This window comes from Cupriavidus sp. BIS7 (assembly GCF_000292345.1).
GTDB lineage: Bacteria > Pseudomonadota > Gammaproteobacteria > Burkholderiales > Burkholderiaceae > Cupriavidus.
Genome location: NZ_ALOU01000083.1, coordinates 1 through 19,564 on the forward strand (window position 1 = coordinate 1; position 19,564 = coordinate 19,564).

Here is a 19,564-nt window from a genome sequence, read left to right on the forward strand (position 1 = left end):
GGAAATTAGACCACCACACTCTCCCCCGACCCTTCTCCCGCAAGGCGGGAGAGGGGAGCAAACCAGCAGCCCCTGATACCCCCTCGGTGTTCTCCCCTCTCCCGCGAGCGGGAGAGGGGCGGGGGAGAGGGCAAAGCCTTTGCCTACCAAGTACGCCAAAAACAAAAACCCCCGGCCTCACGGCACGGGGGTTTTTTGTTTGGGATGACCGAAAGCCTTACTGCTTCACGCAATCCACGAAGTACGCCTTCTGGCCGTCGATCTCGTCTTCCACCAGGCCGTGGATGTCGGTCTCGAAGCCCGGGAAGAGCTTGTTGAACTCGCGTGCGAACTTCAGGTACTGCACGATCGTGCGGTTGAAGCGTTCGCCCGGGATCAGCAACGGAATGCCCGGCGGGTACGGCGTCAGCAGGATTGCCGTCACGCGGCCTTCCAGTTCGTCCACGGGCACGCGCTCGATCTCGCGGTGCGCCATCATCGCCCAGGCGTCCGACGGCTTCATCGCCGGTTCCATGTCCGACAGGTACATCTCGGTGGTCACGCGCGCCACGTCGTTGGCCTTGTAGACGCTGTGGATGGCATCGCACAGGTCGCGCAGGCCCATCCGCTCATACTGCGGATGCTTGCCCACGAACTCGGGCAGCACGCGCCACAGCGGCTGGTTCTGGTCGTAGTCGTCCTTGAACTGCTGCAACTCCGTCACCAGCGAGTTCCAGCGGCCCTTGGTGATGCCGATCGTGAACATGATGAAGAACGAGTACAGGCCCGTCTTCTCGATAATGATGCCGTGCTCGGCCAGGTACTTCGTGACGATGGCTGCCGGGATGCCGCGGTCGCTGAACTCGCCGTCCACGTCGAGGCCCGGGGTGATGATCGTTGCCTTGATCGGGTCCAGCAGATTGAAGCCGTCGGCCAGGTCGCCAAAGCCGTGCCAGCGCTCGTTGGCCTTCAGCATCCACTCCTCGCGGTCGGGGATGCCGTCCTCGGCCAGCGCGTCCGGACCCCACACCTTGAACCACCAGTCGCCATTGTTGGCCACATCGTAGTCGGCCTCCACCTTGCGCACGGCGCGGCGGAAGTCCAGCGCTTCCTGGATGCTTTCCTCGACCAGTGCGGTGCCGCCCGGCGCTTCCATCATTGCCGCGGCCACATCGCACGAGGCAATGATCGAGTACTGTGGGCTCGTCGAGGTATGCATCAGGTAGGCCTCGTTGAAGCGGTAGCGGTCCAGCTTGCGCGTCTCGGAGTCCTGCACGAGGATCTGCGATGCCTGCGACAGTCCGGCCAGCAGCTTGTGCGTGGACTGCGTGGCAAACACCAGCGCGTCCTTGCTGCGCGGGCGGCCGGGGCCGATGGCGTGCATGTTGTGATAGAACTCGTGGAACGCCGCGTGCGGCAGCCACGCTTCATCGAAGTGCAGCGTGTCGATCTCGGACGCGAGCATTTCCTTGATCTGCTCGGCGTTGTACAGCACGCCGTCGTACGTGCCCTGCGTGATCGTCAGGATGCGCGGCTTCTGGTTCTTCGCCTTGCTCGCAAACGGGTGCGTCTCGATCTTCCTGCGGATCGTCTCGGGATCGAACTCGCTCTTCGGGATCGGGCCGATGATGCCGTAGTGGTTGCGCGTCGGCATCAGGAACACCGGAATCGCGCCCGTCATCATGATCGCGTGCAGGATCGACTTGTGGCAGTTGCGGTCCACCACCACGATATCGCCCGGCGCCACGTTGGCGTGCCAGACCATCTTGTTCGACGTCGACGTGCCGTTGGTCACGAAGAACATGTGGTCGGAATTGAAGATGCGCGCGGCGTTGCGTTCCGACGCGGCCACGGGGCCGGTATGGTCCAGCAGCTGGCCCAATTCCTCCACGGCATTGCACACGTCGGCGCGCAGCATGTTCTCGCCGAAGAACTGGTGGAACACCTGGCCCACCGGGCTCTTCAGGAACGCCACGCCGCCCGAGTGGCCCGGGCAGTGCCACGAATACGAACTGTCCTGCGCGTAGTCGATCAGTGCCTTGAAGAACGGCGGAGCCAGCGAATCCAGGTAGACCTTGGCTTCGCGGATGATATGGCGCGCCACGAATTCGGGGGTGTCCTCGAACATGTGGATGAAGCCGTGCAGCTCGCGCAGGATGTCGTTCGGGATATGGCGCGAGGTGCGCGTCTCGCCGTACAGGAAGATCGGCAGGTCCGAGTTGCGGCGGCGCACTTCCGCCACGAACGCGCGCAGCTTTTCAATGGCCGCGGCTTCGGGCTGGTCGTCGGCGCGCACGAACTCGTCGTCGTCGATCGACACAATGAACGACGATGCCCGGCTCGACTGCTGGGCGAACGACGTCAGGTCGCCATAGCTGGTCAGACCCATCACTTCCATGCCTTCATTCTCGATGGCCTCGGCCAGCGCGCGAATGCCCGAGCCGGAAATGTTCTCGGAGCGGAAGTCTTCATCGATGATGATGACGGGAAAGCGGAATTTCATCGGGCATCCTTGATGAGCGTGCTTGGAAAGACTTGAGCCACATGGCCGTCGGGAAGTTCCCCGCAACGGCGGCATGTGGCTCTTTCGTCAGGTCTGGTGTCTGGCCGGTGCTTTGCCGGCCGCACCCCCGGCGACGGACGCCGGCATTGTAATGCGATCAGGTCTTCGGCAGTGTGACACCGTGCTGACCCTGGTACTTGCCGCCACGGTCGGCGTACGAGGTCTCGCAGATCTCGTCACTCTCGAAGAACAGCACCTGCGCGCAGCCCTCGCCGGCATAGATCTTGGCGGGCAGCGGCGTGGTGTTGGAGAACTCCAGCGTCACATAGCCTTCCCACTCGGGCTCGAACGGCGTCACATTGACGATGATGCCGCAGCGCGCGTAGGTGCTCTTGCCCAGGCAGATCGTCAGCACGCTGCGCGGAATCCGGAAGTACTCCATCGTGCGCGCCAGAGCGAACGAGTTCGGCGGGATGATGCAGACGTCGCCCTTGAAGTCCACGAACGACTTCTCGTCGAAGTTCTTCGGATCGACGATTGTGCTGTTGATGTTCGTGAAGATCTTGAATTCGTCGGCGCAGCGGATGTCGTAGCCGTAGCTCGATGTGCCGTAGGAGACGATCTTGCGGCCGTCCGCCTCCCGTACCTGGCCGGGCTCGAACGGTTCGATCATGCCGTGCTGGTCCGCCATGCGGCGGATCCACTTGTCGGATTTGATGCTCATAAAGGCGTGGGCGGAAATGACGGGCGGCGGGCTGCCGCTGGATTGGGGCGCATTGTACAACCAATCGCCCAACCAATCGCTTCTGACGCCATTGTTCTGGCATCTGTTGCCAACTATTGCGCCTGCCCGGCAATTTCCGGGCCAATTCCTGGCTCTATTCCTGCGCCGACTTCCGGGTCGATCCCTAGACCGCCGGCGCCAGCGCCTCCACCGGCATATGGTGGAACCGCTCGCGCCCCGTGTAGAGCAGGAAATGCTTGCCAGTGCAGCGCGCGAACAGCGTCATGCCGACGCGTTTTGCCATCTGGTAGCCCATCTGGGTCACACCCGAGCGCGACAGCAGGAACGGGATGCCCATCTGCGCGCCCTTGATGACCATCTCCGAGGTCAGCCGGCCCGTGGTGTAGAAGACCTTGTCGGCCCCGCTCATGTCCTCGAGCCACATCCAGCCGGCAATCGCATCCACCGCGTTGTGGCGGCCCACGTCCTCGACGAAGGTCAGCAGTTCGCTGCCGCGGAACAGCGCGCAGCCATGCACCGACCCGGCCTGCTTGTAGACCGACTGCTGCAGCCGGATCGTGTCGATGATCGCGTAGAGCGTCTGCTGATCGAGCTGGGCATCGGTGGACAGCGCGATGCTGTCCACCTCGTCCATCAGCGATCCGAACACGGTGCCCTGCCCGCAGCCCGTGGTCACCACGCGGCGCGCGGTGCGTTCCTCGATGCGGTCTACCCCCGAACGGGTGGTCACGGCGGCCGACTCGGTTTCCCAATCCACCTGGATCGCGGCGATTTCGTCGATCGATTCCACCAGCCGCTGGTTTCGCAGGTAGCCGAGCACCAGGTGCTCCGGCGCACCGCCTAGCGTCATCAGCGTGACCAGCTCGCGCTTGTCCAGATAGACCGTAAGCGGGCGCTCGCCGGGCAGCCAGGCCGGGCGCTCGCGGCCCTGTTCGTCAAGGACCGTCACCTCCTCGATCAGCGGTACGGAGGCATGGGTCAGTTCTGGGCGCAGGGACATGTCGGGGGCGGGAGGCCGGCCTGCCTGGCTTTTCAGCAGGGGCCGGCGCTACTACGGGAAACGTCAGGAAACTCAGGAGGCGGCGATCACACCGCAGGCAATCCGGCCACCTGAGTTACCGGTGGGCTGGGTATGGTAGTCGTCAGGGTCCTTGTGGACCACGACGGCACGCCCGACCACGCTGTTCGGCCCGGGCGAGACCGTCACGTCAGGCATCACAAACTGCACGCGCGCATTGCCGCTGGAGTCCGCAACGAGGTTGTTCATGTCGCCGGCATGATGGTCGGCCATCGTCATCTGGCCATGCGGCTTTCCGGTCGGGTTGAAGTGCCCGCCCGCGCTCATCGCGTCAGGCGCGGAACAGTCGCCCTTCTCGTGAATATGGAAACCGTGCATCGTGCCAGGGGGCAGGCCGGTCACCGAGACCACCACCATCACGCCACCGGCAGGCTGCTGGTCGAACGTGACGCTGCCACCGGTGCTGGTGCCGCTCTTGCCGCTGAGCGTCGCCGCGGCCTTGGTGGCGCCACTGGTGGCATTGGTCGATGCCGTGCTGGAACTGGAGGAGCCCCACCAGCTCGAGCATCCTGCCACCGCCAGGGTGGCTCCCATCGTCAGACCGAAAAGTACACGTTTCATGCCGATCCCTCCTCTTGCGGTTGATTGCCGGGGCGATTGTAACGCCGGACTGACACGCGCAACCGCCCGATTCGCACGGAGGATGTCCGAACGCTCACGCTTCACCGGGGCGCCGACGGGCGCGGTCCGCGTCCTCCGGCGGCTTGGAGCGCTGGGCCGGGATCTTGCCGGCCTTGATGTCGTCGTACCAGATCTCGTGGTGCTCCTGCGCCCAGGCTTCGTCCACGTATCCGTCGCGCATGGCACGGTAGGCACCCTCCATGCCGATCGTGCCCATGTAGATGTGGCCGCAGGCCATCGCGATCATCAGCACGGCGGCAATGGCGTGGATCACATTGGCAATCTGCATCGTGGCACGGTAGTAGTCCATGCCCGGCACGATCATGTCGAGTACCCAGCCGGACGCCGACAGGATCAGCCCGAACACCACCAGCCCGATCCAGAACCAGAGTTTCTCTCCGGCGTTGAAGCGGCGGCTCGGCACGTGGCTGCCGGTCACCAGCCCGCCTGCGCGCACGATCCACGTCAGGTCATCGCGGCTGGGCAGGTTGTCGCGCACGAAGAGCACGAACGCAACGACGATCGCCACCGTAAATACCGGACCCGTCAGGTTATGCAGGTTCTTGAGGATGTACGTGAGCCAGCCGAACAGCGTGTGGCCGAAGATCGGCAGCAGGAAGTGCTTGCCGAACAGGATCACGATGCCCGAGAGCGCGAGGATCGAGAACGAGATCGCCATGGTCCAGTGGACGATGCGTTCGAACGGCGTGAACCGCTCGATCATGCGGCCCGTACGCGGCGTCTTGAGCGGGATCGTGCCCCGCCACGCGAAGAACGCCAGGATCGCCAGCGGCACCACCACCACCAGCCAGCCGCCCCAGACCGTGATCACGCCATTGCGGAACAGGCGCCACTTCTGGCCCGTGCGCTGGATCAGCACGCCGGCCTCCTTGGCAGGCAGGCTGCTGTAGTGCGCCTGGTCGGAATTCACCTCGCGCCAGACCGGCGCGTTGTTGCCGGGCTGGGTCTTCGTGCGCTCCTGCTGGGCGCGCGCCTCCGCGGCAATATCGCGCCGCGGCACATTGAAGATGTTCTCGCTGACGATGCCGGCAAGCGGCTGCGCAGGATGCGTGGCGGGATTGTTGGTGTCCGCGTCGGTGGCCGGGGTGGCCGGGGCGGGCTGCGGCGTCGAAGCCGGCGCCTGCGCCAGCGCACAGGTCATCGCCAGCGCCATCAGGCTGCCGGCGATCCAATGCCCCGTATGTCGAACCGTACGTTGAAGCCGCGTCATAAGCCCTTCCTCCTGGCGCGAATGGCGCTCACGGCGTCTTGTTGTACTCGTTCTGATACTGGTTGCGCTGATGGATCTGGCGCACCCAGCTGTCCTTGTCGCCCTGGGTCCAGCCCTTGGCCACGAACGGGTCACCGGGCGCGCCCTGCCAGGCCGGCGTATCGGACTTCTTGTGCGAAGCCGTGGACGTTTGCACCTTCTCGCCGCAACCGGCGATCAGCAGGCCCGCGATGCTCAGGGCAATCAGCAGCGCGCGGTTCATGATGTCTGCTCCTGGCTGCCCGGCGTAACGGGGGCCGCAGCCGGTGCGCCCTGCACGGGCTGTTGCTGTTGCTGCTGTTGCTGTTGCTGCTGCTTGCCGCCGCCGTAGGCCGTGCCCCAGCCGAACACGTCGCCGCCCTTGCCGCGCTTGACCACGCGATTGCGCAGGATGTCGGCGATCACGTCGCCATCGCCACCGAGCAGCGCCTTTGTCGAGCACATTTCCGCACACAGCGGCAGCTTGCCTTCGGCAATGCGGTTACGTCCGTACTTCTCGAACTCTTCCTCGCTGCCGTTTGCCTCGGGGCCGCCGTTGCAGAACGTGCACTTGTCCATCTTGCCGCGCACGCCGAAGGTGCCCTCGCTCGGGAACTGCGGCGCGCCGAACGGGCACGCATACGAGCAGTAGCCGCAGCCGATGCAGACGTCCTTGTCATGCAGCACCACGCCGTCCTCGGTGCGATAGAAACAGTCGACCGGACAGACCGCCATGCACGGCGCATCGGAGCAATGCATGCAGGCCACCGAGATCGACTTCTCGGCACCGACCACGCCATCGTTGATCGTCACCACGCGGCGCCGGTTGACGCCCCAGGGCACCTCGTGCTCGTTCTTGCAGGCAGTGACGCAACTATTGCACTCAATGCAACGCTCGGCATCACAGATGAATTTCATGCGGGCCATGTGCGTCTCCGTCCTTATGCAAACCGCTCGATCTGACAGATCGTGGTCTTGGTTTCCTGCATCATCGTCACCGCGTCATAGCCGTAGGTGGTGGCCGTGTTGACCGCCTCGCCACGCACGATCGGCATGGCGCCCTCGGGGTAGAACGCCTTGAGGTCCTTGCCCTGCCACCAGCCCGAGAAATGGAACGGGATGAAGGCCGTGTCCACGCCAACGCGCTCGGTCACCAGTGCACGCACCTTGATCTGCGCGCCGGTCGGCGTCTTGACCCAGCAGTAGTCGCCATTGCGGATGCCGCGCTGGGACGCTGCCTTCGGATTGATCTCGACGAAGTTCTCCTGCTGCAGCTCGGCCAGCCACGGGTTCGAGCGCGTTTCCTCGCCGCCGCCTTCGAACTCCACCAGACGCCCCGAGGTCAGGATGATCGGGAATTTCTCGTAGACCTTGTTCTCGATATTGCGCTGCTGCACGGTCTTGTAGAGCGTGGGCAGGCGCCAGAACGCCATCTTGTCGTCGTGGGTCGGGTATTTGGCGACCATGTCCGGCCGCGTTGAGTACAGCGGTTCACGGTGCTGCGGAATCGGGTCCGGGAAGTTCCAGACCACGGCGCGCGCACGTGCGTTGCCAAATGGATGGCAGCCATGGTTCTTCAGCACCACGCGCTGGATGCCGCCCGACAGATCGGTCTTCCAGTTCTTGCCGTCGGCGGCCTTTTTCTCCGCGTCGGTCAGTTCGTCCCACCAGCCGAGCTTCTTGAGGAGCACCGAATCGAATTCCGGATAGCCGGTGGTGATCTCCGCGCCCAGCGAGTGCGATCCGTCGGCCGCCAGCAGGCTCACGCCATCGCGCTCCACGCCGAAGTTGGCGCGGAAGTTGCCGCCACCATCCATCACGTTCTTGCTGGTGTCGTAGAGGTTGGCCGAGCCCGGGTGCTTCAGTTCCGGCGTGCCGTAGCACGGCCACGGCAGGCCGAAGTAGTCGCCGGTCATGTCATAGCCGGTGACCGGGTCCTTGCCGCTCTTGCAGCGCAGCGTGCGCACATCGAACATGTGCATGTTGCGCATGTGGGCCTTCAGGCGTTCCGGGGACTGGCCCGTGTAGCCGATGGTCCAGTTGCTGGCGTTGATCTCGCGCAGGATCGATTCGGTCTCGGGCTCATGCCACGTGCGTCCCGCGCGCTTGACCTCCACCATCTTGTAGTTCTTCGACAGCTCGTTGCCGAAGCCCAGCTTCTCCGCAAAGGCCTGCATGATTGCGTGGTCGGGCATCGACTCGAACAGCGGCTCGATGACCCGCTCGCGCCATTGCAGCGACCGGTTCGACGCCGTGCACGAACCCGAGGTCTCGAACTGCGTGCAGGCCGGCAGCAGGTACACCGTGCGGTTCGGATTGACGGTGTCGCCCTCCGGCGCTGGCATATTGGCCATGGCGGCCGTGGCCGACGGATACGGATCGATGACGACCAGCAGGTCGAGCTTGTCCAGCGCGCGCTTCATTTCCAGGCCGCGCGTCTGCGAGTTCGGCGCATGGCCCCAGAAGAACACGCCGCGTACGTTGTTGTCCTGGTCGATCAGTTCCTTCTTCTCGGTAACGATGTCGATCCAGCGCGATACCGTGGTGCCGGACTTCTCCATCATCGCCTGCGAGGCGAACTGCTTCTTGATCCACTCGTAGTCCACGCCCCACACGGCCGCGTAGTGCTTCCACGCGCCGGCAGCCAGGCCGTAGTAGCCGGGCAGCGAATCGGGGTTCGGGCCCACGTCCGTGGCGCCCTGCACGTTGTCGTGGCCGCGGAAGATGTTGGCCCCGCCGCCCGACACGCCGATATTGCCGAGCGCAAGCTGCACGATGCACGACGCACGCACGATGGCGTTGCCAATGGTGTGCTGGGTCTGGCCCATGCACCAGACCAGCGTGGACGGGCGGTTCTTCGCCATGGTCTCGGCCACGAAGCGGACTTCCGCCTCTGGCACGCCGCAGACTTCCTCGACCTTGTCGGGTGCCCACTTGGCCAGCACTTCCTCCTTGACCTTGTCCATGCCGTAGACGCGGTCGGCGATATATTGCTTGTCTTCCCAGCCGTTCTGGAAGATGTGATACAGCACGCCGAACAGGAACGCGATGTCGGTGCCCGAGCGGATGCGAACGTAGTGGTCAGACTTGGCGGCCGTGCGCGTATAGCGCGGATCGACCACGATCACCTTGCAGCCGTTCTCCTTCGCGTGGAGCAGATGCAGCATCGACACCGGGTGCGCCTCGGCCGCATTCGAACCGATATACAGCGCCGCCTTCGCGTTCTGCATGTCGTTGTACGAATTGGTCATCGCCCCGTAGCCCCAGGTGTTGGCCACGCCGGCAACCGTGGTGGAGTGGCAGATGCGCGCCTGGTGATCGGTATTGTTGGTGCCGAAGAACGAGACCCACTTGCGCATCAGGTAGGACTGCTCGTTGCTGTGCTTGGACGAGCCGACGAAGAACATCGAATCGGGGCCGGTCTCCTGGCGGATCTGCTTGAGCTTCGCCGTGATTTCGTCGAGCGCCTGGTCCCACGAGATGCGTTGGTACTTGCCGTCGACCAGCTTCATCGGGTACTTGAGCCGGTATTCGCCATGGCCGTGCTCGCGCAGCGCGGCGCCCTTGGCGCAGTGCGCGCCGAGGTTGATCGGCGAATCGAACACGGGCTCCTGTCGCACCCAGACACCGTTCTGCACCACGGCATCGACCGCGCACCCAACCGAGCAGTGCCCGCAGACCGTGCGGCGCACCACGATATCGCCCTTCCCGCCCGCCGCACCGGCCTTGCCGTCGTCGGCATCGGCGCGGCGCATCATGGTTAGTTGCGTGGCAGCGAGCCCGGCACCAACGCCGATGCCCGAACGCTTGAGGAAGCTGCGGCGGTCCATGGTCGGCATGGCGCCGGCCAGCCCTGCGGCCAAACGCGCGGACAGGCGTCCAGACGGCTGGACCTGCGAAGTGGAATCGGCGAGCCGGCTGGTAAGCCGGTCGTTCTGGCCTTGGTCCGCACGGGGTTCCGTGCGTTTGCGGGTCAGGATCATGGCATGCCTCGATCAGAGCGGTTGGCGACAGGCGGACGGGGCACGCCAGCACGGCGCGCCAGATGCGCGTCGCCTAGATCAGCGTCGTTCGGTAGTACTTGCGGATATGGGCGGAGAGCCGGTAACCGTTGCTGTCTGGTGCGGGATCGGCAGTCTCGGCCTTGGGTGCGATGGCTTCGGTAAGCGCGGGTTGCCCGCGCGTGGCCACGACGGCAGCGCCAGCCGCGGCAACCACGCCGGCACCTGCGAGAAAGGTGCGACGTGCGACCCTGGATTGCTTATCTTCCATGAGGACTCCTCGGCTATGCAGTACCGATGGACGACTTATTTATGACTTGTTTTGCATATTCTAGATGCAACATCACCGATTGACCACGCATGCAATCGGAAAATCGTCAAAAATCGGACAAACCCCGACAGCGGCCTCGCCCGGCCCGCCGTCAGTTCATCTCCAGCGCAATGGCCTCGACGCTGCAGAATGCGCGCAGCAGTCCTGCGGCACTGCGGTAGAAACGTGCCTGTGGATGGCTTTCCAGCGCATCGCACAATTGCTCCACCCACGGGTTCAGATGCCTGGCGAAGAACCGCTGCTGCTCGCCGAGATTCGACACCGCCAGGTCGTCACCCGCCACGAGGTAGCGCATCACCTCGCACAGCGCCGCCACGTGGTCCTCGGTTTCGCTGATGTTGTCGTGGCGGGTCAGCCCGTAGCGGGCCAGATCGTCGCGCAGCGCCACCAGTGGCCGTTCGTTAAGAAAGCCGGCCTGGTAGTAAGAGCCGTAGAGAAAGATCTCCTGCTTGCCGACGCCGACAAACAGCGCCGCGTATTCGTCGGCTGCCTCCGCGGCGGTCGTGGTGGATGCTGCATCGCACAAGACATTCCACGCATGGCCCAGCACAGTGCCTGCATCGGCATCGGTCGCGCGATTGGCCGCGATGTGGTGCAGCAACGTGGCATCGGGCGCCTTGTAAAACAGCGTGGCCAGCAGACCGTACAGGTCGGCGCGCGCCGTGTCCTCGGGATCTGGCTCGCCGCGTGCGGGTGCCGGGGCGGTTAGCTGGATCGGCTGGAAATCGCTCATATCGTGATATGTCCCGTAAGTCCTACTTTTCAGCGCAACGTGGCCGCGTTACTGCAGCGTCGCGCCGGTGGCGGTGCCGCTGTCCTTTTCCATCATGTCGACGACACGGCAGTCGCTGCACATCTTCAGCCGCTCGGCCGCAGCGCCCGCAAATGCGGGGTGACCAGCCAGGCGGACCAGCATCGATTCAACCATCTGCGCGGTGCCGAACGGCTTGCCGCAGCGGATGCAGTGGAACGGCTGGGTCTCGTTGAGCGTCACGGGCCGGCGAGCGGCATCGCCGGCCAGCAGGCGCGGCACGAGTTGGATCGCGTCCTCCGGGCAGGTCTTTTCGCACAGGCCACATTGCACGCAGTTGCGCTCGACAAAAGCCAGCACGGGCCGCTCGGCGTTGTCGCGCAGCGCCTGTGACGGGCAGGCGCCCACGCACGCCATGCACAGCGTGCAGCGGCCGGTATCGACCTCGATGGCACCGAGCGGCGCGCCCTTCGGCAGCGGCACCGCTTCGACCGGCAGCGGCGCGTGGCGCGCCAGATGATCGATGGCGAAGTCGAGCGTCTCGCGCTTGACCTGCGCGGCACGGAAGCCTGCCGCTGCGAGCGCGGTTGCCGGTTCGGCCGATGTGGAGACGGCGGCCAGGCCCGCGTCGAGCGCGGCGACATCGCCCGCCTCCACCAGCGCCAGCCTTTGGCCACGGTAGCCAAATCCCTCAAGGATCGCGCGCGCCACGGCCATTTGCTCGACCAGTGCCTCGCGGTACTGCGGCGCCTCGTCGCCGGTCAGCAGCACGGCCACGCCGCCCGCTCCCCAGCACAACGCTGCCAGCCACAGTTCAATGCCGGCCGAAGCCGGGTGGAACAACGAGACCGGGATCACGTTGGGCGGCACGCCTTGCGCCTGACCGGCCCGCGCGGCACGGCCCAGCGCCAGAATCGCAGGCGTGCCATGTTCCTCGCCATGCAGCAGCAGCACGGCATCGCGGCCACCAGCGCCGTTGTACGTGCTCACCAGCGTACGCAGCCGCTCGCCGAGCGTTTCGGGACCGGGATAGCCGTAGCTGATCGCCCCGCTTGGACAGACCGTCGTGCACGCGCCGCAGCCCATGCACAGGTTCGGCGTCACCTCGATGCGGCCCTTGCCGTCACGCCAGTGCGAGCCGATGGCCTGCGTCGAGCAGATGTCGATGCAGGCCGTGCAGCCCGTGGTCTGGTTGCGGCCATGGGCGCAGAGACTCTCCTTGTACCGGAAGAATTTCGGCTTCTCGAATTCGCCAACGAGCTGCTGCACCGTCAACGCCAGCGCGTACTGGCGCGCCGCGTCGCCGCCCGCATGCAGGTAGCCCTGCGGCGGCTGGTGCATCGCGAAGGCCGGCTTGTCGTTGAGGTCGAACACGATGTCGAAGCGGCCCGTATCGGTGGCAACCGGGCGGTCGAAGTCGATGGCCGCAGCCGCACCGCACGCCTTCACGCAATCGCGATGGTCGCGGCACCGGTCCAGGTCGATTTGGTAGCTGAAGTCGATGGCCTGTTCGGGGCAGGCTTCAATGCAGGCATTGCAGCGCGTGCAGAGATCGAGGTCGATCGGATTGCTCTTGCCGGCGCCGGTCTCCCACGTGGCCGTGAACGCGCCAAGCCAGCCCTTGAGCGACTGCAGCGTGCCGCTATGGACCGGCCACGCGCGGCTGGGCGGATTCGCGTCGCTGCGCACGGCGCCGTCAGTCCCGCTCAGCAGGACGGTCACATCGAGCCCGGCTTCACTCAATCGGCCCGCCCACGGCAGCGCGCGCGCTGCGGGGCCCATCACCAGGACCGCGCCATCGGAGCGGTAATCGACGGTTGCCACGGGCTCGGGGTCGGGCAGCGCCGCCACCGCGAGCAGCGCGGCGATCTTCGCGTTGGCCGTGGCGGGATCGCGCCGGGCACCAGCCGACCAGCCGCCGGTTTCGCGAATATTGACGAAACGGACCGGCGCGGTCACTACGCCCTGCTCCCTGGCGGTGCGGGCAGCCACTTCGGTGAACAGCGGGCTCTCCTGGGTGCACGCGACGATCACGTCGTCGGTACCGTCAAGCGCCTGCCGGAAATCGCCGATCTCGCGTCGGCACAGCAGGCGATGGACCTTGAGTGGCCCCGGACCGGCGTCCTGCGTGGCATCCCGGTTGGCATTCGATAGTGCCGCGCCATCGAGCGGCATCGTGTCGTTGCAATTGCAGATCAGCGTCGGCATTTGACTGGCAATGCTGGCCGGCGGGCCCTTCTCGTTCTGGAAGGATTTTGGGCCGGCGAGTTTGTGGGGGTGGCCTATTCTAGGCCGCTACCGTGGCCGAGGGCTACGCGTGTTTGTCCGCAGCGGTATCGGGTGCGGCATCGGGTGCGGACTCGGCTTCGGATTCCGCAGAAGCCTCGGGAGCAGGCGCCGCGGCTTCGTCGGCTTGCTGCTTCGGCCCCGTCACCTGTCCCTGCTGCGGCTGCGAATCCGCCTCTGGCGCGGCGAACAGCCCCAGCGTTTCGGACTGCGTCAGCTTGCGCAGGACATCGAGCGGAATCGGGTCCGGTTTGGTGTAATCGTCGATATAGGTATCGAGCCCGTCCATCACGTTGAAGTGCGGATCGGCAAACAAGGTCTTCAACGCCGCACGTTTGACGGACTCGTCCACGCCTTGCGCCACGAAGCGGGCGATATTGTCGCCAGGACGCAGTTGAGCCACGTCGGCGAGCGTCGGCAACGGCAAGGACTCCGCAGCCGGCGCCACCGGTTCCTGCGCAGGCAGTGCCACATCATGCCGTGGCGGCACGGCGGGCGCCTGCGCCTCCTCGGGCACGGGCTTGCCCTCGCGATCCGCCGCCTTGCGGCGCGACCAGCGGGACAGGAACGAGGCGTCGGTGTCGCTCATCGTCACACCTCAGTAGCGCGCGCGCTCGTCGGGCGCCTTGAACGATTCAGGGCGGCGCCGCTTCTTCGGCTCCGGCCGATAGTGCTGGTCGGTGAAGGCCTGCAGCCAGTCCTGCTGCTCCGGCTCCAGCGGCACGTTCTCGACGTTCTCGCCAGCGTCCAGCCAGCGCCCGGCCTCGTTATAGGACAGACTCACCGTGACCGGCACCGGGCGGATTTCGCCCGCCATCGCGCCGTCCTCGTCGGGCGTTTCAGCCATGCGCCAGAGCACGAACCAGCACGGCGTGGTGGACGTCAGGTTCAGGTAGTAGCCTTCACCTTCGTCGCGATACAGCGTGACCGGATAGCCCGGGTAGACCCAGTGCGCGCCGTGTTCATCCGAATCGAGGCACATCGGCGCCGCGCCGTACTCGCCGAGATCCGGCAGCACCGCGTCAAGCTCCCACTTCCAGGGCTGCCAGCGGCTGGTCAGCGCCACGCGGCGCATGACCACGGCCATCGTCACGGACGGCCTGCCGGCAGGCGAGGTTTCCGGCGAGATTTCCGGGTCAGGAATATCGGATGGATCCACGGCGAGGCTCCGATACGTGTCAGGTGTCAGGTGTCAGGTGTTCTGGACGACGATGCTCGGGAACTTGTTGCTCATGTCGCGCGTCTTGTCGGCAACCTTGATCGCCACCTTGCGCGCAATTTCGCGATAGATCGCCGAGATAGGGCTGTCGGGCTCGGCCACCACGGTCGGGCGGCCCGAATCGGCCTGCTCACGGATCGACAGATTCAGCGGCAGGCTGCCAAGCACATCCACGCCGTACTCGCTGCTCATCTTCTCCGCACCGCCCGCGCCGAAGATATGCTCCACGTGGCCGCAGTTCGGGCAGCAGTAGACAGCCATGTTCTCGACGAGGCCGAGGATCGGAATGCCGACCTTCTCGAACATCTTCAGGCCCTTGCGAGCGTCCAGAAGCGCGATGTCCTGCGGCGTGGTGACGATCACGGCGCCGGTGACCGGCACCTTCTGCGACAGCGTGAGCTGAATGTCGCCGGTGCCCGGCGGCATATCGACGATCAGGTAATCGAGGTCGTGCCAGTTGGTCTGGCGCAGCAGTTGTTCGAGTGCCGACGTGACCATCGGGCCGCGCCAGACCATCGGGTTGTCCTGCTCGATCAGGAAGCCGATCGAATTGGCTTGCAGGCCGTGGCCTTCCAGCGGCTCCATGGTCTGGCCGTCGGACGATTCGGGACGGCCGTCGATGCCCAGCATCATCGGCAGGCTCGGGCCATAGATGTCGGCGTCCAGCATCCCGACGCGCGCACCTTCGGCGGCCAGCGCCAGCGCCAGGTTCACGGCCGTGGTGGACTTGCCCACCCCGCCCTTGCCCGAGGCCACCGCGATCACATTGCGCACACCGGGAAGCAGCTTGACACCGCGCTGCACCGCGTGGGCAACGATCTTCATCGACATGGCGACGCTGACATTGGTCACGCCCGGAAGATTGCGCAGCGCGCCGATCACGAGCTTGCGGATTGGCTCGAACTGGCTCTTGCCGGGGTAACCGAGCTCCACTTCCACGGAAACGTCGCCGCCATCGACACGCACGTTGCGCGCCGAGCGCGTGGACACGAGGTCGCGGCCCGTATTGGGGTCGATCACGGTCCTCAGGACTTCGGTTACCTGTTCAATGGTGAGACTCAAGACAGACTCCGCTTCTATATTCGGTAAGTGGGGGTGAGGCGCGCAATGTTAACAAAGTCGCTCACAAAGTATGACCCAACGTGGGTGCGCGGCGGGCCATTCGAACGCAAGCCCCCAGGCCATGTGTGGAATTACAGACAATTACATCTCTCACACTCTCGGGCTTGTGCACGCGCCGCCATATGCCTATTGTAGTGCGCCAATTCAGAGCCTCTTGCGCACTGCCGCGTCGTTCTGAGCGTTTTCAATTGCATGATGAAATTGTCTGTGCCATACACGGCATGTCGCCGCAGGCGTTAACATGCGGGATGCCGTTGGCAAAACTTTTACGGGAATACCAGAAGGAGAATGTATGAATTTCAAGCTCGTCACCGTCACGCTCGTCGCAGCCGCGGCCCTGGCGGGTTGTGCCACCGAGCAACAGACCAATACCGCGATCGGCACCGGGGCCGGTGCCGCCGTGGGTGCCGGACTCGGCAACCTGATTGGCGGTAACACCACGGGCACGCTGGTCGGCGCGGCCGTGGGCGGTGCACTTGGCGGCACTGCCGGCTACAACTGGAACGCGATCCGCGGCAAGCTGAACAAGGACACCGCCGGCACCGGCACGCAGATCACCGAGCAGCCGGACGGCTCGCTGAAGGTCAACATCCCGAGCCAGGTCACTTTCGATACCGATAGCGCCACGATCAAGCCGTCGTTCCGCAGCGTGCTGGACCAGGTGGCCCAGACGCTGAGCCAGCACCAGGACGTGTCGGCCAGCGTCGTCGGCCATACCGACAGCACTGGCAACCCGACGTACAACCTGCAGCTTTCGCAGCGTCGCGCCCAGAGCGTGGCGGGATACCTGGGTGACCGGGGCGTTGCTCGGAATCGCCTGACCGCCGAAGGCCGGGGCCAGACCCAGCCTGTTTCGGACAATTCGACCGAGACCGGACGGGCCCAGAATCGCCGCGTCGAAATTTTCTTGAAACCAATTTCTGGGTGACCAGTCATAGAGTTCAGGTACCGCTTGCCACCGTTGCTGGCTCGCGATTGGTGGCTGACCTCCCGGGCGGTGCCTGATTTCTCCTCCTTTTCCGTTGTGGAAAGCTGCGCCGGTACTAACCGGCGCTTTTTTTTGCCCGCTTTCGGCGAGATTCGCCTCAGATGGCCCCCAGATGTCCCCCAGTTCGGCTCCTGATCGGCCCCTGATCGCACGCCAATCGCGCATCGGCGCGGTCCAGTTGCTAAAATAGCCGCTTTCCCCGTGCCCCCCGGCCGGCCACCGCCGGCGCTCCTGGCACCGAACCCCCCTCTGAACGGCTCTTTTCATGACCGCACGCCGCATCCTCGTTACCTCTGCCCTGCCGTACGCCAACGGCCAGATCCATATCGGCCACCTGGTGGAGTACATCCAGACCGACATCTGGGTGCGCTTCCAGCGCATGATGGGTAATGAGGTCTATTACGTGGGCGCCGACGATACCCACGGCACGCCGGTCATGCTGCGCGCCGAGAAGGAAGGCATCACGCCGAAGCAGCTGATCGACCGCGTCTGGACCGAGCACAAGCGCGATTTCGACAGCTTCCTGGTGTCTTTCGACAACTACTACAGCACCGACGCCGAAGAAAACCGCCAGCTCTGCGAAAAGATCTACCTGGCCCTGAAGGCCGACGACCTGATTGCCGAGCGCGATGTCGAGCAGTTCTACGACCCGGTCAAGAACATGTTCCTGCCGGACCGCTTCATCAAGGGCGAGTGCCCGAAATGTGGCGCCAAGGACCAGTATGGCGATTCGTGTGAGGTATGCGGCACAACCTATGTGCCGACCGACCTGAAGAACCCGTACTCGGTGGTGTCCGGCGCCACGCCGGTGCGCAAGTCGTCGACGCACTTCTTCTTCAAACTGTCCGACCCGCGCTGCGAAACGTTCCTGCGCGAGTGGGTGGCCGACCTGGCCCAGCCCGAGGCCAGCAACAAGATGCAGGAATGGCTTGGTGCCGAAGGCGAAGCCTCGACGCTGTCCGACTGGGACATCTCGCGTGATGCCCCCTACTTCGGCTTCGAGATCCCGGGCGCTCCAGGCAAGTACTTCTACGTGTGGCTGGACGCCCCGATCGGTTACTACGCGAGCTTCAAGAACCTCGCCGAGAAGCGCGGCATCGATTTCGACGCCTGGGTGGGCCCGCACTCGACCGCCGAGCAATATCACTTCATCGGCAAGGACATCCTGTACTTCCACACGCTGTTCTGGCCGGCGATGCTCCGCTTCTCGGGCTATCGCACCCCGACCAACGTGTTCGCGCACGGTTTCCTGACCGTCGACGGCGCCAAGATGAGCAAGTCGCGCGGCACGTTCATCACCGCGCAGAGCTATATCGATACCGGCATGAACCCGGAATGGCTGCGCTACTACTTCGCCGCCAAGCTCAATGCGAGCATGGAAGACCTGGACCTGAACCTGGACGACTTCGTCGCCCGCGTGAACAGCGACCTGATCGGCAAGTACGTGAACATCGCCAGCCGCGCGGCGGGCTTCCTGGTCAAGCGCTTCGACGGCAAGGTCAACGAGGCCGCGCTGGCCAACCCGCTGCTGGAGCAACTTCGCCAGGCTGCACCGCAACTGGCCCAGTACTATGAAGGCCGCGAGTACAGCAAGGCGCTGCGCCTGGTGATGGAACTGACCGACGCGGTCAACGCGTTCGTCGATACCAACAAGCCGTGGGAACTGGCCAAGGACGAAAGCAAGCGCGATGCGCTGCACGCGGCGTGCTCGGTTTCGCTCGAAGCCTTCCGCCTGTTGACGGTCTACCTGAAGCCCGTGGTGCCGACCATGGCCGCCGGCGTCGAGCGCTTCCTGAACATCGAGCCGCTGGACTGGCGCTCGATCGACAAGCAGCTTTCTGCCGACCGCCCGGTGCAGCCGTACCAGCACCTGATGACGCGCGTGGACACGAAGCAGATCGATGCACTGCTGGCCGCGAATCGCGACTCGCTGCAGGCTGCCGCCCCGGCCGCCGAAGCTGCGGCTGGCGCCGACGCGATCGAGCCGGTTGCCGACACGATCACGATCGACGACTTCGCGAAGATCGACCTGCGCGTGGCAAAGATCGTCGCGTGCGACAAGGTCGAAGGGTCGAACAAGCTGCTGCAACTGACGCTGGACCTGGGCGAAGGCAAGACGCGCAACGTGTTCTCGGGCATCCAGTCGGCCTACACGCCGGAGCAACTGGTGGGCAAGCTGACCGTGGTGGTAGCCAACCTGGCGCCGCGCAAGATGAAGTTCGGCATGTCCGAAGGCATGGTGCTGGCCGCCTCGGCTGCCGATGAAAAGGCCAACCCGGGCCTGTACATCCTGGAGCCGCACAGCGGCGCGGTGCCGGGCATGCGCATTCGGTAAGCCTTTGCTCTATGTCCGCTCCCCTCTCCCACACCATGGGAGAGGGGTTGGGGGAGAGGGCCTGGCCGTTCAAGTTACGACAATCGCATCTTGAGACGCTTACCCTCTCCCCCGCCCCTCTCCCGCAACGCGGGAGAGGGGAGAAAACCGGCGGTGCATCAACCTCTACGCAGTGGGGCGGTGCCCGGCACGCGCATTCGCTGAGTCTCCCGCTCGGGTGACTGCTCCCCTCTCCCACACCGTGGGAGAGGGGTTGGGGGGAGAGGGCCTGGCCATTCAAGTTGCGACGATCGCATCTTGAGACGCTTACCCTCTCCCCCGACCCCTCTCCCGCTAGCGGGAGAGATGGAATGAAC

At 64.8% G+C, this 19,564-nt stretch carries 16 protein-coding genes; 2 read left to right on the top strand and 14 right to left on the bottom strand.

Going from position 1 to position 19,564, the window contains the following annotated elements; all coding sequences use genetic code 11:
* Window positions 1-217: 217 nt before the first annotated feature.
* From B552_RS0124470 to apbC, 14 genes are all read right to left on the bottom strand, one after another.
* Entirely contained in the window at window positions 218-2,482 is a 2,265-nt protein-coding gene (locus tag B552_RS0124470) for an arginine/lysine/ornithine decarboxylase (protein ID WP_019451695.1), read from the bottom strand.
* Window positions 2,483-2,639: 157 nt separating this feature from the next.
* Complete coding sequence (gene dcd, locus B552_RS0124475; protein WP_019451696.1) at window positions 2,640-3,206, bottom strand: dCTP deaminase; 567 nt, start codon at window positions 3,204-3,206, stop codon at window positions 2,640-2,642.
* A 184-nt stretch (window positions 3,207-3,390) separates the two neighbouring features.
* Window positions 3,391-4,227 (bottom strand): formate dehydrogenase accessory sulfurtransferase FdhD, encoded by an 837-nt coding sequence (locus B552_RS0124480; protein ID WP_019451697.1) that lies wholly within the window; start codon window positions 4,225-4,227, stop codon window positions 3,391-3,393.
* Between the two features lie 72 nt (window positions 4,228-4,299).
* Window positions 4,300-4,866, bottom strand: a complete 567-nt coding sequence (locus B552_RS0124485) for a superoxide dismutase family protein (RefSeq protein ID WP_026036015.1) — start codon at window positions 4,864-4,866, stop codon at window positions 4,300-4,302.
* 94 nt (window positions 4,867-4,960) lie between these two features.
* Window positions 4,961-6,100 carry a formate dehydrogenase subunit gamma gene (locus tag B552_RS0124490; protein WP_035880292.1) on the bottom strand — a complete coding sequence of 380 codons (1,140 nt, stop codon included), beginning with the start codon at window positions 6,098-6,100 and terminating at the stop codon, window positions 4,961-4,963.
* A gap of 85 nt (window positions 6,101-6,185) precedes the next feature.
* Window positions 6,186-6,419: a hypothetical protein gene (locus tag B552_RS0124495; protein ID WP_019451700.1), complete on the bottom strand. Its 234-nt coding sequence runs from the start codon at window positions 6,417-6,419 to the stop codon at window positions 6,186-6,188.
* Complete coding sequence (gene fdh3B / locus B552_RS0124500) at window positions 6,416-7,102, bottom strand: formate dehydrogenase FDH3 subunit beta (RefSeq protein WP_019451701.1); 687 nt, start codon at window positions 7,100-7,102, stop codon at window positions 6,416-6,418. Before fdh3B ends, B552_RS0124495 begins: the two co-directional genes overlap by 4 nt.
* A 14-nt stretch (window positions 7,103-7,116) precedes the next feature.
* Window positions 7,117-10,158, bottom strand: a complete 3,042-nt coding sequence (locus B552_RS0124505; protein WP_019451702.1) for a molybdopterin-dependent oxidoreductase — start codon at window positions 10,156-10,158, stop codon at window positions 7,117-7,119.
* 73 nt (window positions 10,159-10,231) lie between these two features.
* The gene (locus B552_RS0124510) at window positions 10,232-10,447 is read right to left on the bottom strand and encodes a hypothetical protein (protein ID WP_019451703.1); all 216 of its coding nucleotides are present in this window, start codon (window positions 10,445-10,447) and stop codon (window positions 10,232-10,234) included.
* A gap of 151 nt (window positions 10,448-10,598) precedes the next feature.
* Window positions 10,599-11,240, bottom strand: coding sequence for a molecular chaperone TorD family protein (locus B552_RS0124515; protein ID WP_019451704.1), 642 nt, complete (start codon window positions 11,238-11,240; stop codon window positions 10,599-10,601).
* Window positions 11,241-11,288: 48 nt separating this feature from the next.
* Complete coding sequence (locus tag B552_RS0124520; protein WP_019451705.1) at window positions 11,289-13,466, bottom strand: 4Fe-4S binding protein; 2,178 nt, start codon at window positions 13,464-13,466, stop codon at window positions 11,289-11,291.
* A 103-nt stretch (window positions 13,467-13,569) separates the two neighbouring features.
* Window positions 13,570-14,133, bottom strand: a complete 564-nt coding sequence (locus tag B552_RS0124525) for a DUF3306 domain-containing protein (RefSeq protein WP_019451706.1) — start codon at window positions 14,131-14,133, stop codon at window positions 13,570-13,572.
* Window positions 14,134-14,142: 9 nt separating this feature from the next.
* The gene (locus tag B552_RS0124530) at window positions 14,143-14,631 is read right to left on the bottom strand and encodes a DUF3305 domain-containing protein (RefSeq protein WP_157160334.1); all 489 of its coding nucleotides are present in this window, start codon (window positions 14,629-14,631) and stop codon (window positions 14,143-14,145) included.
* 105 nt (window positions 14,632-14,736) lie between these two features.
* Window positions 14,737-15,825, bottom strand: coding sequence for an iron-sulfur cluster carrier protein ApbC (gene apbC / locus B552_RS0124535; protein ID WP_019451708.1), 1,089 nt, complete (start codon window positions 15,823-15,825; stop codon window positions 14,737-14,739).
* Between the two features lie 352 nt (window positions 15,826-16,177).
* Here apbC and B552_RS0124540 point away from each other — a divergent pair, with 352 nt between their 5' ends.
* A complete protein-coding gene (locus tag B552_RS0124540) occupies window positions 16,178-16,813 on the top strand; it encodes an OmpA family protein (protein ID WP_019451709.1) in 636 nt (211 codons plus the stop codon).
* Between the two features lie 325 nt (window positions 16,814-17,138).
* A complete protein-coding gene (metG, locus tag B552_RS0124545) occupies window positions 17,139-19,208 on the top strand; it encodes a methionine--tRNA ligase (RefSeq protein ID WP_019451710.1) in 2,070 nt (689 codons plus the stop codon).
* Window positions 19,209-19,564 lie beyond the last annotated feature (356 nt).